Origin of the sequence: Aurantimonas coralicida DSM 14790, assembly GCF_000421645.1 — a bacterium.
In the GTDB taxonomy this organism is placed as follows: Bacteria; Pseudomonadota; Alphaproteobacteria; order Rhizobiales; family Rhizobiaceae; genus Aurantimonas; species Aurantimonas coralicida.
Genome location: NZ_ATXK01000001.1, coordinates 189,606 through 205,604, shown reverse-complemented (window position 1 = coordinate 205,604; position 15,999 = coordinate 189,606). Strand labels below are relative to the sequence as shown.

The window sequence follows — 15,999 nt, the reverse complement described above, 5'->3', positions numbered from 1 at the left end:
GGCGATGGCCGGGCCGTGGGGTCAGGCCTTCGGCGCTTTGGCGTTGCCCGGCTCGATCGGCACGAGGCCCCTGGCGAAGCGCTGGGCGTTGCGGGCGTAATGCTCGGCCGACAGTTTCAGCCCGGCCTCGGCCTTTTCGTCCAGCGTGCGGGCGACCCGCGCCGGCGCGCCGACGATCAGCGAATTGTCGGGGAATTCCTTGCCCTCGGTCACCAGCGCATTGGCGCCGACGATGCAGTTGCGGCCGATCTTGGCGCCGTTGAGCACCGTCGCGCCCATGCCGATCAGCGAATTGTCGCCGATGGTGCAGCCATGGACGATGGCGGCGTGGCCGAGGGTGCAGCCGGCGCCGATGGTCAGCGGAAAGCCGGCATCGCTGTGCAGGGTGCAATTGTCCTGGATGTTGGTGTCGTCGCCGATGGTCATCCATTCGTTGTCGCCGCGCAGCACGGCGCCGAACCAGATGCCGACATTGCGGCCGAGCCGCACCCGGCCGATGACATGCGCCCCCGGCGCGACGAATACGCTGTTATCGTCCGGCAATTCCGGCCGGTCTTCGTCGAGCGCGTAAATGGGCATGGGCAACCTCCCGAGCTGATGCGCAGCGAAACTGCGTCAGCGGGGGGCGGGAATCAAGCGCGGCGGCGGCGCCTCATTCCGCCACCGCCTTGAGCATCGCCTTGGTCAGCGACTGGCGTACCGAATCGTAGTCGGCCCAGGGATCGGCTTCCTCGAGGCGGGCGGCGACCGCGTCGAGGGTGAAGCCATTGGCGGCGTCGAGTTCGGCCAGTTCGTCCCAGGTGACGGGCGTCGCCACCGGCGCGCCGGCGCGCGAGCGGGTGGAATAGGGGGCGATGGCCGTCGCGCCGCGTTCGTTGCGCAGCCAGTCGATGAAGATCTTGCCGGTGCGCTTGGCCTTGGACATGGTGGCGACGTACCGGTCCGGCTCCTCGCGCGCCTGCAGATGGGCAAAACCGCGGGCGAAGGCCTTCAGATCGTCCCAGCCCTGGCGGCGCTCCAGCGGCGCGATGACGTGGACGCCCTTGCCGCCGGTGACCATGGCGAAGGTCGTCAGGCCGAGATCGGCGAGGCTGTCGCGCAGGTCGAAGGCGGCCTGTTTCACGTCGCCGAAATCGAGGCCCTCGTCGGGATCGAGGTCGAAGACCAGCCGGTCGGGCTTTTCCAGCCTGTCGTTGTGGGCGCCCCAGATGTGGAATTCGAGGGTGTTCATCTGCACGGCGCCGACGAGGCCGGCGGCGCTGCCGACGGTGAGATAATCGGCCTTGCTGCCGTCCTTCTCGGTGACGGCGACGGTCTCGACCGCGTCGGGAAAGCCACCGCTGTCGTGTTTCTGGAAGAAGCAGCGCTTGTCGCCGCCCTGCGGGCAGCGGACCAGCGACAGCGGCCGGTTGCCGGCATGGGCCAGCATGCGGTCGGCGATCTTCTCGTAATAGAGTGCGAGGTCGCCCTTGGTGACGCCCTGGCCCTCGAAGACCACGCGCCCGGGATGGGTCAGCCGCACATCGGCCACCCGATCGGGCGCAGCGCCGGTGCCCTGCGGCGACGGGGTCGCCTTCGCGGCGGACTTGCCGCCCTTGCGCCCCGACGCCGGAGCGGATGTCGGTCGCTCGTCGGTCACGTCCCCGGCCTCCTTGTCCTCGCGCAGTCCCTTGAAGACGCCGTGGCGGATGGAGCCGTCGGCGGTGATCTCGGCGAACTCGATCTCGGCCACCAGAGTGGGCGTGACGAAGCGGGCGGCGCGCTTCACATCGGAGGCGAGTTCGGCGAAGGGCGAGGTCTTGCGCGCCAGATCGGCGAAGCGGGCCTTCAGATCGGCCATGGCCTCCTCGTCGAAGCCCGACCCGACACGGCCGCGATAGACCAGCGTGTCACCGTCCATCACGCCGAGCAGGATCGAGGAGAACGGCCGGCTCTTCTTGTCCGACGGTTTCCAGCCGCCGATGACGAATTCCTGCCGGCGGGTGCATTTCACCTTCAGCCAGTTGCGCGAGCGGCCGCTGCGATAGGGCGCATCGGCGCGCTTGGCGATGATGCCTTCATGGCCGGAGGCGCAGACCTTCTTGAAGACGGATTCGCCGCTGCCGGTGATGTGATCGCTGTAGAGCAGCGTCTGGGTCTCGTGCCCGTCGAGGAGATCGCGCAGCGCCGCCTTGCGGTCGGTGAGCGGCTCATCGCGCAGATCCTCGCCATTAAGATGCAGGAGGTCGAAACAGAAGCAGGAGAGGGGGCCGCCCTCCGACAGATGCTTCTGGAGGGTGGAGAAATCGGTGCCGCCATCGGCGTCGAAAGCGACCACCTCGCCGTCGATCAGCGCGCTGCGACAGTTCAGCGTCGCGGCGGCCTCGGCGATGCCGGTGAAGCGCTCGGTCCAGTCCTGCTCGTTGCGGGTCCAGCAGCTGACCTTGCCGTCGCCGATGGCGATCAGCACGCGGTAGCCGTCATATTTCATCTCGTGGACCCAGTCGCGCCCGGCCGGTGCCGTATCGACGAGGGTGGCGAGCTGCGGCGGGGAAAAGGCCGGCATGGGCAGCGGCTTGGCCGCCTTGCCCTTGGCGGGCTTGGCCGACGGCTTCTTGTCCTTCGCGGCGGTCTTCGTCTCGGTCGAGGACGCCTTGCTCTTCTTGCCGCCCGGTTCCTCGCTCGCGTCGTCGGCCGTGCGGTCGGTGTCCCAGACGTCGTCGCCCTTGGCGATGGCGGCCATGCTGCGCCCGGTCTTCACGCTCTTGTCGGCCTTCAGGAGATTGCGCCGACGATCGACCGCCTCGTCCTTCTCCTTGATCAGCAGCCAGTTCTCGCGCTTCTCGCCGTTCCGCGGCTTCATCCGCACGAGCGCCCAGTTGCCGCGCATGCGCTCGCCCTCGAGATGCATCTTGAGGCTGCCCTTGGCGAAGCCCTTGTCGGGATCCTCCAGCGGCTCCCAGGTTCCCTGGTCCCAGAGCATCACCGTGCCGCCGCCATATTCGCCCTTGGGGATCGTGCCCTCGAAGGTGCCGTAGTCCATCGGATGGTCTTCGGTGCGGACCGCGAGGCGCTTGTCGGCGGGGTCGAGGCTGGGCCCCTTGGTGACCGCCCAGCTCTTCAGGACGCCTTCCCACTCGATGCGGAAATCGTAGTGAAGGCGCGTCGCGTCATGCTTCTGGACGCAGAAGAACAGGCCGTCGCCGGCGATCTTCTCCGCCTCCGAGCCGCTGGGCTCGCGCGTCTTGGCGAAGTCGCGCTTCTGCCGGTAGGTTTCGAGCAGGGCGTCGCTCTTTGCTGCCATGACCGCGACCCGTCAGGCGCTCTTGCGCCGGCTGGTGGTGGCCTTCGCAGCCGAGCCGGACTTGGTCGATTTGCTGCCGCTCGCCTTGGTGCTGCGCGACTTCGGCGTGGTCTTGGCCTTGCTGCCCCGTGCGGACGACGCGCCGGACTTGGCCCCGCTCTTCTTCTCGCCGCTGTCGCCGCCGCCGCTTTCGAGGCTCTTCTTCAGGGTCGCCATCAGGTCGACGACATTGCTGCCCTTGCTGGCCGGTGCCGGTTCGTCGTCCTCGACGGTGACGCGGGCCTTGCCGCCCTTCTTGCGCTTCTCGGCAATCAGCGCCTTGAGGGCCGCGGTGTAGTGGTTCTTGAAGTTCGAGGCGTCGAAGGGGGCGGTCTTCTTCTCGATGAGCTGGGTCGCGACGTCGAGGAGATCGCCGTCGGTCTCCGCGTCGGAGATGTCGGAGAAGATGGTATCGGACTTGCGGATCTCGTCCTCGTAATGAAGCGTCTCCAGCAGCAGGCCGGTGCCGCAGGGGCGCAGCGCCACGAGATATTCCTTGCCGCGCAGCGACAACTGGCCGAGCCCGGTCTTCTTGGCCTGGCGCAAGGCGTCGCGCACGACGCGGAAGGCGTCCTCGGCCAGCTCGTCCTGGGGCACGACATAATAGGGCTTGTCGAAATAGAGCGGCGGGATCGAGCAGGTGTCGACGAACTGGACGAGCTCCAGCGTCTTCTTGGTCTCGATCTTGACGTCCTCGATCTCCTCGTCGGTGAGCAGCACGTAGTCGTCCTTGCCGACCTCGTAGCCCTTGACGATCTCGTCCTTGTCGACCGGGCCGATGCCTTCCACCACCTTGTCGTAATGGATGCGCTTGCCGCTCTCGCGATGGATCTGGCGGAAGCTGATCGAGGCACCGGATTGGGTGGCCGAGAACATTTCGACCGGGATTGAGACGAGGGAAAGCCGGATCTGGCCTTTCCAGATGGGACGAGGCGCCATTCACATACTCCAGACAAGACAGACTGCCGCGCCGGTAGAACGGACGCGGGCGGCGACTCGTTCCCGTTGAGTCACCCCGTCGCCCTGCGCGCGTTGGCGGCCGGCGAAAAGTGGTTGATGGCTAAGGGCTGTGCCGCCGCAACCTTGCGTATCGGCCGGCACTCGGGCAGCACGTTCTGCGAACGCCATCCTCGCCCTGCAACCGAACTGACCGCGCCAAGCCCTTGATCCGGATTCTCCATACCGCCGACTGGCAGGTCGGAAAGCCCTTCGGCCAGTTCGAGCCGGACCGCCGCGGCGAACTGCGGGCCGAGCGTTTCGCCGTGGTCGCGCGGATCGCCGCGCTGGCGCAGGCGCGCGGCTGCGACGCGGTGCTGGTGGCGGGCGACGCCTTCGACGACAACACGGTGTCCGATCGCGATCTGCACCGGACGCTGGAGGCGATGGCGGGCTTTTCCGGCCCATGGATCATGCTGCCGGGCAATCACGACGCCGCCTTGAGCGAATCCGTCTGGACGCGGCTGCGCCGGCGCAGCGGCCAGGCCGCGGTGGCCATCGCCGACCGGCCGGAGCCGATCGATCTGAAGGACGGCGCGGCGGTGATCCTGCCGGCGCCGCTGACCCGCCGCCACGAGGGCGCCGATCTGACGGCCTGGTTCGACCACGCCGAGACGCCCGCCGGCGCCGTGCGCATCGGGCTGGCCCATGGCTCGGTCGCCAACCGGCTGCCGGCCAAGGCCGAATCCGGCAATCCGATCGCCGACGACCGCACCGAGCGGGCGCGGCTCGACTATCTGGCGCTCGGCGACTGGCACGGCTTCGTCGAGATCGCACCGCGCACGGTCTATGCCGGCACGCCCGAGCCGGACCGCTATCCGGCCAACGAGCCCGGCCATGTGGCGATCGTCGAGATCGACGCGCCAGGCGCGGCGCCGCGCATCGAGCGGGTACGCACCGCCCGTTTCGACTGGCGCGCGATGGAACTCAGGCTCGACGGCGCCATCGACGGTCTCGACGCGGCCCTGGCGGAACTGACCCGTCCCGGCGAGACGCTGCTCGACCTGACCCTGACCGGCAGCCTGCCGCTGCGCGAACGGGTGCGGCTGGACGCGGCGCTGGGCGAGTGGTCGGCGCGGCTCTTCGATCTGCGGCTGCGCGACGCCGGGCTGATCGACGAGCCGGACGCGGAGGATCTCGACCTGATCGATGTCGGCGGCTTCGTGCGCGTGGCCATCGACCGGCTGCGCGAACGGGCAGCCGATCCGCAGGACCCGGAGCGCGCCGCCGCGCAGCTGGCATTGCGCATGGCCTATGTCGAGCACCGCCGGCTCTTAGGCACCGCGGCCGACGGCTCCGGCACGGCAAAGGGCTGAGCCATGTATCTGAAGTCGCTTCGCCTCACCGATTTCGCCGGTATCCGCTCGGCCGAACTGCCGCTGATCGAGCCGGGCCTCAATGTCATCGTCGGCGACAACGAGGCCGGCAAGTCGACGCTCTTGACCGCGCTGCGCGCCGCCTTCTTCCAGAAGCACCGGGCCGGCGGCGAGGCGGTGAAGGCGCTCGGACCCTATGACCGGCAGGCGCGGCCCGAGGTCGAGGTCGGTTTCGAGATCGACGGGACGAGCTACACGCTGACCAAGGCCTTCCTGCAGCGGCCGGCGGCCGAGCTCGTCTGGGCCGGCGGCAAGCTGTCGGGCGACGCGGTGGAGGAGCATCTCGCCGAGTTGTTCCGCTTCACCCATCCGGGCGCGGGCGAGCCCAAGCTCGACAAGCACCAGGGCGCCTTCGGCCTGTTGTGGGTGGAGCAGGGGCGCTCGACCGGCGGCCTCGATGTCGGTGTCGGCCGCGACGCGGTGACGGCTTCGCTGGAGGGCGAGGTCGGGCAGATTCTCGGCGGCGAGCGCGGGCGCAGCCTGATCGCCAGCGCCAAGGCGCTGCAGGACCGCTTCTTTACCGAGACGCTTAAGGTCGCCCGCTCGTCGCCCGTGCGCGAGACGGAAGAGCGTCTCTCTGAGCTGCGCGACGAGCTGTCCGCCAAGACGGCGCTCTGGCGCGACTTCCAGGACCGGCTCGACCGTCTGGAGGAGCGCCGGCGCAAGCTGCGCGCCTATGAGCGCGACGCCGCTCTGCCGAAAGCCGAGCAGGCGCTGGAAGCGGCGGAAGCGGCGGCGGTCCGCGCGGAGAATCTCGACCGGGAATGCGGCGAGGCCGAGCGCGACGTGCAGCATGCGCTGGCGCGGCGCGACGCGGCGGCCGAGCGCCTGTCCCAGCGCGACAAGCTGATGGCGACGGTTGCCGAGGCGGCGCGGGTGGCCGGGGAGAGTGCGGCCACGCTCGACGAGTTGCGGGCGGCCGGCATCGAGGAGCGGGCCGGACTGGAGCGGGCGGAAGCGGCGCGCGAGGCCGCGCGGCTGGCCGCGGAACAGGCCGACGCCGCCGACGAGGCCCAGCGTTCGCGCGCCGAGGTGAAGCGCCTGACCGATGAGATCGCCGCGCTGGAGCGCCGCCTGAAGGAAGGCCGGACGCTGGATGCGCGCCTCGCCGAGCTGCGCCGGCCCGACGGCGCGCCGGCGATCGACGCGGCTGCGATCAAGGCGCTCGATGCGGCCGACCAGCGGGTGCGCGACGCCGCGGTCCGCCTTTCGGTGGCCGCGCCGACCATCCGGTTCGAGCCCGACGGCGACGCCGGCGTCACCGACCCGGCCGGGCAGGCCGTGGCGCCCGGCGCTGCCGTCCGGGTGACGGTCCCCACCGGCTTCACGCTCGACGGCTTCGGCCGGATCGTGGTGGAGCCCGGCGGTGACGCGGAAACCCTCCGCCATGACAGCGAAGCGGCGGCAACCGAGCGCGCGGCGCTCTTGAAACGCTTCGGCGTCGAATCGACCGACGCGGCGCGCGCCCGCGCCAGAGTCGCCGAAGACCGCCGGATCGAAGCGGCTGCACTGGCCAAGCAGCTGGCGGCGCTGCTGCCCGAGGGCGTGACGGCCACGGTGTCGACGCTGGAGGAGTTGCGGGCTGACCTTGCCCGGCGCGCAGCCCTCTCGCCGGAGGCCGCGGGAGATGCCGCCGAGCCGATTGCGGCCGATGGCGAGCGCATCCGGCAGATCCGCCAGGAAGCGCGGCGGCGCCTCGATGCAGCCGGCGCCGAGCTGGAGCAGGTGCGCCGGGCCGCGTCCGGCAGTCTTGCCAGGATTGCCGCGGCAGAGTCGGAAGCCGGTTTCCGGCAGGCCGAGGCCGATCGCCTGCGCCGCGAACTCGCCGAGGCCGAAGCCGTGCGGCCGCGCACGGCACTGGCCGAGGATCTGGCGGCCGCGGAGCTGGAGCGTTCGGCCAAGGCCGCCGTTGCGGCGATGCGCCAGCGCGAACGCGACAATGCCGATCCGGAGACGGTGCGCCTGACCCTGACGACGCGCAGGAAGGCGCTCGAATCGATCCGCCGCGACATGGCGGCGCTGAAGGACGAAGCGCTCACGCTGGAAGGCGAGCTGCGGGCCCAGGGCGCCACCGGCCTCGGCGAGGAGATCGCCCGTCTCGAGGGCGAGATCGGCACGCTGGAGACGCGGCTCTCGCGCCTCAGGCTCGAAGCCGACGCTTCGCGTCTGCTGCACACCACGCTGATCGGCGCCCAGCGCGAGGCGCGCGAACACTGGCTGGGGCCGATCAAGACCCAGGTCGCGCCGTATCTGAAGCTGATTCATCCCGGCACCGAGATCGAACTCGACGACACCACGCTGGAAATCCGCAGCCTGCACCGGGCCGGCGTCGCGGAGGATTTCCGCCGCCTGTCGGCGGGCGCGCGGGAACAGGTGGCGGTCGTCACCCGCATCGCGCTGGCCCATGTCCTGAAGAAGGGCGGGCATCCGGCCGCGGTGATCCTCGACGATGCGCTGGTCAATACGGACGAGAAGCGCCTGGAACGGATGCATCTCGTCCTGCAGAAGGCGGCGGAAGATCTGCAGATCATCGTCCTGACCTGCCGCGAGCGGGACTTCCGCGATCTCGGGGCGCCGATCTTCCGACTCTGACCCGCCGGACGGCCGTTTCGGGGCGGGAATCACCCGCGCCGCATTTCGGGCCGCGAACGGGCAAATGCCGTTTGGAGGGCCTGTTCCGCGCGGTCCGGGACCCGGCAAGGCCCCGGGCGAAGGCCGTCAGAGGTGGCCGCAAACCCCTGCAAACCGGCGATTCTTAACAAGTGGTGAATGAAAAAGTGGCATCCCCGCAACAGGGGTGTGTCCAAAGCACCCCAGAAGCCCCAATGTGGCATTTAGGCGATTGCATCCAGAACGCTGGTGGATATTGTCGCCACAGAGAGATCGAGGGGGCATTCGCTTCGGACTTTCGCACAGGGGATGGGGCAGGGAAGGCTGTCCTTCGTATAAGGCCCAACCCTAACCTATAAAAAATGACTGGAGGTCAGGACATGAACATTAAGAGCCTTCTTCTCGGCTCCGCTGCGGCTCTCGTCGCAGTCTCCGGCGCCCGCGCTGCGGACGTCATTATGCCGGTTGCTCCGGAGCCGGTCGACTACGTTCGCGTTTGCGACGTTTACGGCACGGGCTTCTACTACATCCCGGGCACCGAGACCTGCCTGTCGATCAACGGCTACGTACGCTTCCAGTACAACGTCGCTGGCGGCATCGAGGACGACTTCGGCAACGACTACCTCACGAACCTCGAAGGCGACAACTACCAGGCCGGCTCCGCCGTCCGCGTCCGCCTGAACTTCGACGCTCGTGAAGAGACCGAGCTCGGCACCCTGCGCGCCTTCGCTCGCGTCCAGGCTCAGAACGCCTTCGGCGCCTACAGCAACGACGCCAACTACCGCATGGACATGGGCTTCATCCAGCTCGGTGGCCTGACCATGGGTTACCTGGACAGCCTCTGGACCGAAGGCGACGGCCTGCTGACGGACACGGACCTGCCGGTCGGTGACTACCAGACCAACCGCGTCTCCTACACCTACGCTGCAAACGGCTTTACCGCCGCTCTGTCGCTCGAAGACGATGGCACGGGCGACTTTGCTCCGGACGTCGTTGGTCGCCTGGCCTATGCCGGTGGCTGGGGCTCGATCTACCTCGCCGGTTCGTACGACGAGGAAGTCGACTTCGCTACGGGCCTGATCAACCGTGCGTCCTTCGCACCGTTCGTCGTCGGCTTCGATCCGCGCGAAGACGATGGTGCTTTCGCTCTGAAGGCCGGTCTGTCCCTCACGGACCTGATCGCTGCCGACTCCGAGCTGAAGATCGAGGGTTCCTACGCCTTCGACCCGTCGAGCTACTCCACGATCGGCCTGTTCTCGAATGCCGCTACGCTCGGCACGCAGATCGACCTGTTCACCGGTACCCTGCCGGTCGAGTGGCAGATCGGTGCTGGTTACGCTCAGCAGTTCGGCAAGCTCGGCATCGCCGTGTCCGGCGTCTACGGTGAGACCTTCGACACCTACGGCTTCACCACTGCCACCGCCTTCACGAACCGTGGCAACGGCGACTACTACAAGCTGGTCGGTAACGTCGGCTACGAGATCACCAACAACTTCGACATGCTGGCTGAGATCTCCTACGCCAACCTCGACTTCAACGGCGACAACGGCTTCGCTGACAACTCGATCGACCAGACGGCGGGCTTCCTCCGCTTCGTCCGCTCCTTCTAATAGAGCAGACATATCGTCTAGAGAGCCCGGCGTTCGCGCCGGGCTCTTTTTGTTTGTGGCCGTGACTGTCACCGCAAGACGTCCGTCCGGCGGATCGACGGTCCTGCCGACCGGCGGTTGCCGCGCTGCACACTCCCACTAGCTAGTCCCGCATCTTCATCGACTGCGGAGCCGGCCAGATGACGTCCTTCCTTGGCAAGTTGATCGTGCTTGCCGCCACGACCGCAGGTCTCACCCGACTGTCCCGCCTTCTTCGCGGCGACAGCGGCCGGGCAGGGAGCCGAGGGCCCAGGGACGACAAGACCTCCCAAGCTGCTGAAACACCGGCCCCCGCGCGCATGGACGGGGCCGAGGCCGTCGACAATGCTGCGGCGAGGCCTGCTCCTGCTCCGCCCGAGACCGACTCGCAGGACGTTGCCGGTCAGGACGTGCCGTCCGCATCGAACGGAGGGGGCGCAGACTCCGCGAAGGCAGAGGTGGCGGCGAAGCCTGCCGCCGCGCCCAAGTCTGCGGCACCGGTCCCGCCGGAAGACCCGCTCGCCGTCAAGCACCGGGCCGCACCCTTCGACCGCAATTTCCGCTCGGTGGACTACACCCGATTGTCGCGGGACCGGGCGACGATCGCTGAGGATCGCGCGCGTCAGCGGCGCATGCATTCGACCTGGAGCCCGCCGCCGCCGGACCAGAGGCGACCGGCCGAACCCAGCCAGTCGGGTGTGTTCTCGAATTTCGGCGGCAGCGTCATTGCAGCGGAGGTGATCCGCGGTAGCGAGGCCGGGCGCGTTCCCGATCCCATGCCGCAGCTTCCCGGCGAACGGATCGCGTTCTCCGGGCCGCATCCCGACGCGCCGACGCCCGACCTCGCCGATCGTGAGGGCATACCGGCCGACCCGCTGGCGTTGAAGCACCGTTCCGCGCGCTTCGACCAGGATTTCCGGACGGTGGATTATGCCAATCTCGATGGCGGCGAGGCAGCGCCCGGGATGGTCGAGGACGACAGCGCCGTGCCGCCGGCCCTGACGCCGGTGCCTGCCGATGACGGGTCCTATGTCGCCGCGTTCCGCACGGCCGGAGGGCCGGCGCCGTTGCGCGGCGCGCCGGCGAGCGCGGACGTGGAGACGGATTTGGACGCCGACAGTTCAGCCAGTGCGGGCGGCGAGGATGCGGGCGTCGAGGCGCCGCCTGCTGCCGCAGCCGCCGATGCGCCGGTGATCGACACGGGAGAGGGGGCGCAGGCGCCGGACGATCTCACGCGGATCAAGGGGATCGGCCCGACGGTCGAGCGTCTCCTGTTCGAGCAGGGCATCTTCCGCTTCGACCAGATCGCGGCGTTCGGCGAGAGCGAGATCGCGGCGATCGAAGCGGCGATCGGCTTCAGCGGCCGGATCGGCCGGGAGGCCTGGGTCGAACAGGCCCGTGCCCTGTCACAGGGCAAGGCGGCCGGCTGAGGCCGGCGCGCCTGCTGCCACTTCCGGGCTTCAAGCGGCGGCGGTCAGCCGCCGCGGCCGAAGCGCAGGTCGCGCTCGATGTCGAAGCCGGCGCCGAGGCGCATCTTGTAGACCCCGTAATTTTCCATGATGCGCTGCACGTAGTTGCGGGTCTCGGTGTAGGGAATGCGCTCGACCCAGTCGACGACCTGGTCGAGCGGCTTGCCGCGCGGATCGCCGAACCGTTCGATCCATTCGCGGGCGCGCCGCGGGCCGGCATTGTAGGCCGCGAAGGTCAGCACGTAGGAGCCGCCGAAATCGGCGATCTGCTCGCCGAGGAAATGCGCGCCGAGGGTGGCGTTGTAGCCAGGATCGCTGGTCAGCCGGTCCGGCGAATAGCTGACACCCACCTTGCGGGCGACGCTCTTGGCGGTGTTCGGCATGAGCTGCAGGAGGCCAAGCGCGCCGGCCGATGAGCGGGCCTTCGGGTTGAAGGCGCTTTCCTGGCGCGCGATGGCATAGGCCAGCGCCTTGCCTGCCGCCGAGATGTTGGCGCTTGCCGGGATCACGCCGATGGGGAAGGCGAGGGCCGGGGCGTCGATGCCGCGCCAGTAGGCCAGCTTGCCGACCTGCAGCACCAGATGATGGTCGCCGCGCCGCTCCGCCATGACCGAGAGAAGCGCGAGTTCGCCCGGGCTCTCCAACTCGTCCGCAAGCGCGCGATAGAGGCTGTCGGCCCGCCAGTCGGAGCCGATCTCCTCCAGGCGCCGGATCGCCCGGACCGCCTCGCGCTGCTCGAAGCGGCGGCGCTCGGCGTCGCTCGGACGGGGGAAGCTGATCGCTTCGGGCTTGCGGCCGAGGCGCGCGGCCGCAAGCTGACCGTAATAGGTCGCCGGATAATGCGCGGCCTTGGCGTAATAGCTGGCCGCCGAGCCCGAGGCGCCGGCTTGCGCCGAACGGCCCAGCCAGTAATAGCCGCGCGACAGGGACAGCGGCATGCTGGAGATCTGGACGATCTGGGCGAAATGACGCTGCGCCGTCACCGGGTCGTTGAGGAAACGCAGGGCGATCCAGCCGGCGTGAAACTCGGCCTCGACCTGTTCCGAGGCGCTTTCGGCCAGATGCATGGCGGCGACGCGATAGGCAAGCTTCGGCTTGCCGAGATCGAGGAGATCGCGGGCGACGATGCGGCGCTCGTTCCACCAGGCGTCGGGATCGACCAGCGCATCGACGTCGCGCGGTGCGTCGATGAGGAGTTGCGCGGCTTCCTCGACCTTGTCGTGCTTGCGATTGTACTCGATCAGCGCGAGGCGGTAGCCCGGATCGGCGCGCTCGGCCTTGGGCACCGCCGACAACAGCTTGGCGGCGTTGCCCTCGTTGCGGATCACCGCGGCGCGCGCAGCGTAGAGTGCCTTGGCGCCGGCCATGCCGACGACGCGCCCGGCATCGGTCACGCGCTCGGCATAGAGCAGCATGTCCATGCGGCGCTTGTGGTCGGCCCGCGACAGAAGCGACTGGAAATTCGCCAGGAACTGGCGCTCGACATCCTTGTCGAGGCGTTCCTCGCGCCAGACCCGCGACACCAGCGCCTTGGCGCGGCCGGCATCGCCGGCGGCCAGATAGGCGCGGGCCAGCGCCATCGCGCCCTCGGGGCTTTCCGGCTTGCCGTTGCCGAAGGCGCGGATCACTTCGCCCGCCGGCAGCTGCTCGCGATAGAGCGCCTTCTCGCTGTTGATCCGCAGCGTCTTGGTGCCGGGCCAGCTGGCGAGCTCGGTGGCGGTGCGGGCGATCTCGGCGGCCGGCACGTCCTTGCCGCCGGTCAGGCCGATCGCCCAGGAGAGGATGTGGCGGTCGAGCGAGCCGGGCACCATGCCCTCGCGGATGGCACGGGCCTTCTGGGCATTGCGGTCGGAGAGCGCCTGCAGGCCGTCCTTCAACTCGCCGCGCATCGGCTGCACCGAACCGAGGCGCGGGGTCATCGCCGCGATCGAGGCGGTGAAGGCGCTGGCGCCGGCCGGGGTCGCCGCGGGGGCGGCCTGGGCGAGGGCCGGGTTCTGGCGTGCGGTGGTGACCGTTCGGCCAAAGCGCCACGGATCCATCGGGACCCCGGCCGCATGGACGGCGGGCCGCGACGTCGGCAACGGGCCGAGCAGGGGCAACACGGCCTCCTGGGCCAGTGTGGACGTGGCCGTCATGGCGGAGATCACCGCTGCAATCACGAGCCGCTGCGCAAGATTCTGTGCTGTCATGGCCAACCTTCTGGACGTCCGGACCGAGGCAGATGGACTGCCGGGTCCCGCCACTTCCGCTCGCAATCGCCGCTGCCTGTGACCGTCGCGATCGGGGCATGGCGGATTGCCGGAATGGTTTGCAAATCTCTCACGACCACGATTAAAGCGCCGTTACCGGCAACAGTCACGAGGCTTCGGGCGGGACGGCCTGCGGGCGCTGCTTGTTTCGCCCCGACCGCTTCAATATGGTGCCGCGATCCCGGACCGATTGCAGCTTCCGGCACGCCATCTTCGGGTGGTCCAGCGGGCGACGGTCGTCGGCCAGATGACATTCACGAGACGAAGCGCGTGCCGCCGTTCGATGACCGGCATGTGGGGAGAAAGAGAGAGCATGTTCAAGGGTTCGCTGCCGGCGTTGGTGACGCCGTTCGCCGAAGACGGATCGCTGGACGAGGCGACGTTCGCGGCCTTCGTCGAATGGCAGATCGGCGAGGGCTCGCACGGTCTGGTGCCCGTCGGCACGACGGGCGAGAGCCCGACACTGACCCATGGCGAGCACAAGCGCATCGTCGAGATCTGCATCGAGACGACGCGTGGCCGGGTGCCGGTTGTGGCGGGTGCCGGCTCGAACAACACGGTCGAGGCGATCGAACTCGCGCAGTTCGCCGAAAAGGCCGGCGCCGACGGGCTTCTGGTCGTCACGCCCTATTACAACAAGCCGAACCAGAAGGGCCTCTACGCCCATTACGCCGCCATCGCCCGGTCGGTGTCGCTGCCGATCATCATCTACAACATCCCCGGGCGCTCGGTCATCGACATGACGCCGGAGACGATGGGCCGGCTGGCGGCGGATTTCTCCAACATCATCGGCGTCAAGGACGCGACCAGCCGCGTCGAGCGCGTGTCGGAGCAGCGGATCACCTGCGGCCCCGACTTCCTGCAGTTGTCCGGCGAGGACGCCTCGGCGCTCGGCTTCAATGCCCATGGCGGCCAGGGCTGCATCTCGGTGACGGCGAATGTCGCGCCGAAGCTGGGGGCCGAATTCCAGTCGGCCTGCCTTGCGGGCGACTACGCCAAGGCCCTGGAGATCCAGGACAAGCTGATGCCGCTGCACAAGGCGCTGTTCATCGAGCCGAACCCGACCGGCGTGAAATACGCGCTGTCGAAGCTCGGCAAGCTGGGCAACCGCCTGCGCTCGCCGCTGGTGCCGATCGACGAATCCACCGAACGCACGATCGACGCGGCGCTGAAGCATGCCGGCCTGATCGGCTGATCGGCCGTCGCGCGACGGTCGAAACCATGCCGTCTCGCCCCTATATCATGGGGCGAGAGGAGCGCGGCTGGGCCGCGCGCGAGGTTTGAATGGCGAAGAAGAAGAAATCGGCAGGCTCGAACGTTGCGGCGGAGAACCGCAAGGCCCGCTTCAATTACGAGATCCTCGACACGCTTGAGGCCGGCCTCGTCCTGACCGGGACCGAGGTGAAGTCGCTGCGCGAGGGGCGGGCGTCGATCGCCGAGTCCTACGCCAGCGAAGAGGGCGGCGAGCTCTGGCTGATCAACTCCAACCTGCCGGAATATCTGCAGGCCAACCGCTTCAACCATGTGCCGAAGCGGCGGCGGAAGATCCTCGTGCATCGCACGCAGCTCAGCCGGCTGGCGAGCGCGATCCAGAAGGACGGCATGACGCTGGTGCCGCTGCGGATCTATTTCAACGATCGCGGCGTGGCCAAGCTGCAGCTGGCGCTGGCGCGCGGCAAGAACGCGCCCGACAAGCGGCAGACCATGAAGGAACGCGACTGGAACCGCCAGAAGCAGCGGATCCTGAAGGAAGCCTGAGCCAGGGAAGAGGCCGATGGTCGACGTGTCGAGACTGCCGGATGATCTGACGCCGCCGACCGACGACGGCGGGGCCGCACATCTGGAAGGCACGCGCCTGCCGGCGGTGCCGCTGCCGGCAACGGACGGGACAGCGGTCGACCTGTCGCGTCTGCCCGGCCGCCTCGTCCTCTATGTCTATCCGATGACCGGCCGGCCCGACGCGGCGCTGCCCGAAGGCTGGAACGACTTCCCCGGCGCACGCGGCTGCACGCCCCAGAGTTGCAGCTTCCGTGACCATCATGCCGAATTGCAGGCGCTCGGCGTCGCACGGGTGTTCGGCCTGTCCACCCAGACGATTGACGAGCAGCGCGAGGCGGCCGAGCGACTGCATCTGCCCTATCCGCTGCTGTCGGATGCCGCGGGCGATCTGCGCCGCGCCCTCGACCTGCCGTTCTTCGAACTCGACGGCGGGCTGTATCTGAAGCGCATGGCGATGATCATCACCGACGGGCGCATCGACAAGGTGTTCTACCCGGTGTTCCCGCCCGACCGGAACGCGGCGGATGTCGTCGCCTGGCTGTCCGCCGGGCGCTGACGCGCAGGCGGCGA

11 protein-coding genes are annotated in these 15,999 nt (G+C 68.7%); 7 read left to right on the top strand and 4 right to left on the bottom strand.

Annotated elements, in window-relative coordinates; translation table 11 throughout:
• Nucleotides 1–21: 21 nt before the first annotated feature.
• The 3 genes from H536_RS0101000 to ku form a co-directional block, all read right to left on the bottom strand.
• Nucleotides 22–579 carry a gamma carbonic anhydrase family protein gene (locus H536_RS0101000; protein ID WP_024348692.1) on the bottom strand — a complete coding sequence of 186 codons (558 nt, stop codon included), beginning with the start codon at nt 577–579 and terminating at the stop codon, nt 22–24.
• 73 nt (nt 580–652) lie between these two features.
• Nucleotides 653–3,283: a DNA ligase D gene (gene ligD, locus H536_RS0100995; protein ID WP_024348691.1), complete on the bottom strand. Its 2,631-nt coding sequence runs from the start codon at nt 3,281–3,283 to the stop codon at nt 653–655.
• Nucleotides 3,284–3,295: 12 nt separating this feature from the next.
• Nucleotides 3,296–4,261 carry a non-homologous end joining protein Ku gene (ku, locus tag H536_RS0100990; RefSeq protein WP_024348690.1) on the bottom strand — a complete coding sequence of 322 codons (966 nt, stop codon included), beginning with the start codon at nt 4,259–4,261 and terminating at the stop codon, nt 3,296–3,298.
• Nucleotides 4,262–4,485: 224 nt separating this feature from the next.
• Between ku and H536_RS0100985 the strand changes: the two genes are divergently transcribed.
• From H536_RS0100985 to H536_RS23045, 4 genes are all read left to right on the top strand, one after another.
• Nucleotides 4,486–5,634 carry a metallophosphoesterase family protein gene (locus H536_RS0100985; RefSeq protein ID WP_024348689.1) on the top strand — a complete coding sequence of 383 codons (1,149 nt, stop codon included), beginning with the start codon at nt 4,486–4,488 and terminating at the stop codon, nt 5,632–5,634.
• A gap of 3 nt (nt 5,635–5,637) precedes the next feature.
• Nucleotides 5,638–8,286: an AAA family ATPase gene (locus H536_RS23540; protein WP_024348688.1), complete on the top strand. Its 2,649-nt coding sequence runs from the start codon at nt 5,638–5,640 to the stop codon at nt 8,284–8,286.
• A gap of 398 nt (nt 8,287–8,684) precedes the next feature.
• Nucleotides 8,685–9,914, top strand: a complete 1,230-nt coding sequence (locus tag H536_RS0100970) for a porin (RefSeq protein ID WP_024348687.1) — start codon at nt 8,685–8,687, stop codon at nt 9,912–9,914.
• Between the two features lie 476 nt (nt 9,915–10,390).
• Complete coding sequence (locus tag H536_RS23045) at nt 10,391–11,362, top strand: hypothetical protein (RefSeq protein ID WP_060576968.1); 972 nt, start codon at nt 10,391–10,393, stop codon at nt 11,360–11,362.
• A gap of 44 nt (nt 11,363–11,406) precedes the next feature.
• Here the strand turns inward: H536_RS23045 and H536_RS0100960 are convergent, their stop codons facing one another.
• Nucleotides 11,407–13,590, bottom strand: a complete 2,184-nt coding sequence (locus H536_RS0100960) for a lytic transglycosylase domain-containing protein (protein WP_024348685.1) — start codon at nt 13,588–13,590, stop codon at nt 11,407–11,409.
• Between the two features lie 373 nt (nt 13,591–13,963).
• Here H536_RS0100960 and dapA point away from each other — a divergent pair, with 373 nt between their 5' ends.
• The 3 genes from dapA to H536_RS0100945 all read left to right on the top strand — a co-directional run bounded on the left by dapA (nt 13,964) and on the right by H536_RS0100945 (nt 15,985).
• Nucleotides 13,964–14,845, top strand: coding sequence for a 4-hydroxy-tetrahydrodipicolinate synthase (gene dapA, locus H536_RS0100955; RefSeq protein WP_009208945.1), 882 nt, complete (start codon nt 13,964–13,966; stop codon nt 14,843–14,845).
• A gap of 89 nt (nt 14,846–14,934) precedes the next feature.
• A complete protein-coding gene (gene smpB, locus H536_RS0100950) occupies nt 14,935–15,408 on the top strand; it encodes an SsrA-binding protein SmpB (protein ID WP_009208946.1) in 474 nt (157 codons plus the stop codon).
• Nucleotides 15,409–15,424: 16 nt separating this feature from the next.
• On the top strand, nt 15,425–15,985 hold the full coding sequence (locus H536_RS0100945) for a peroxiredoxin (protein WP_024348684.1): 561 nt from the start codon (nt 15,425–15,427) through the stop codon (nt 15,983–15,985).
• Nucleotides 15,986–15,999: the final 14 nt, after the last annotated feature.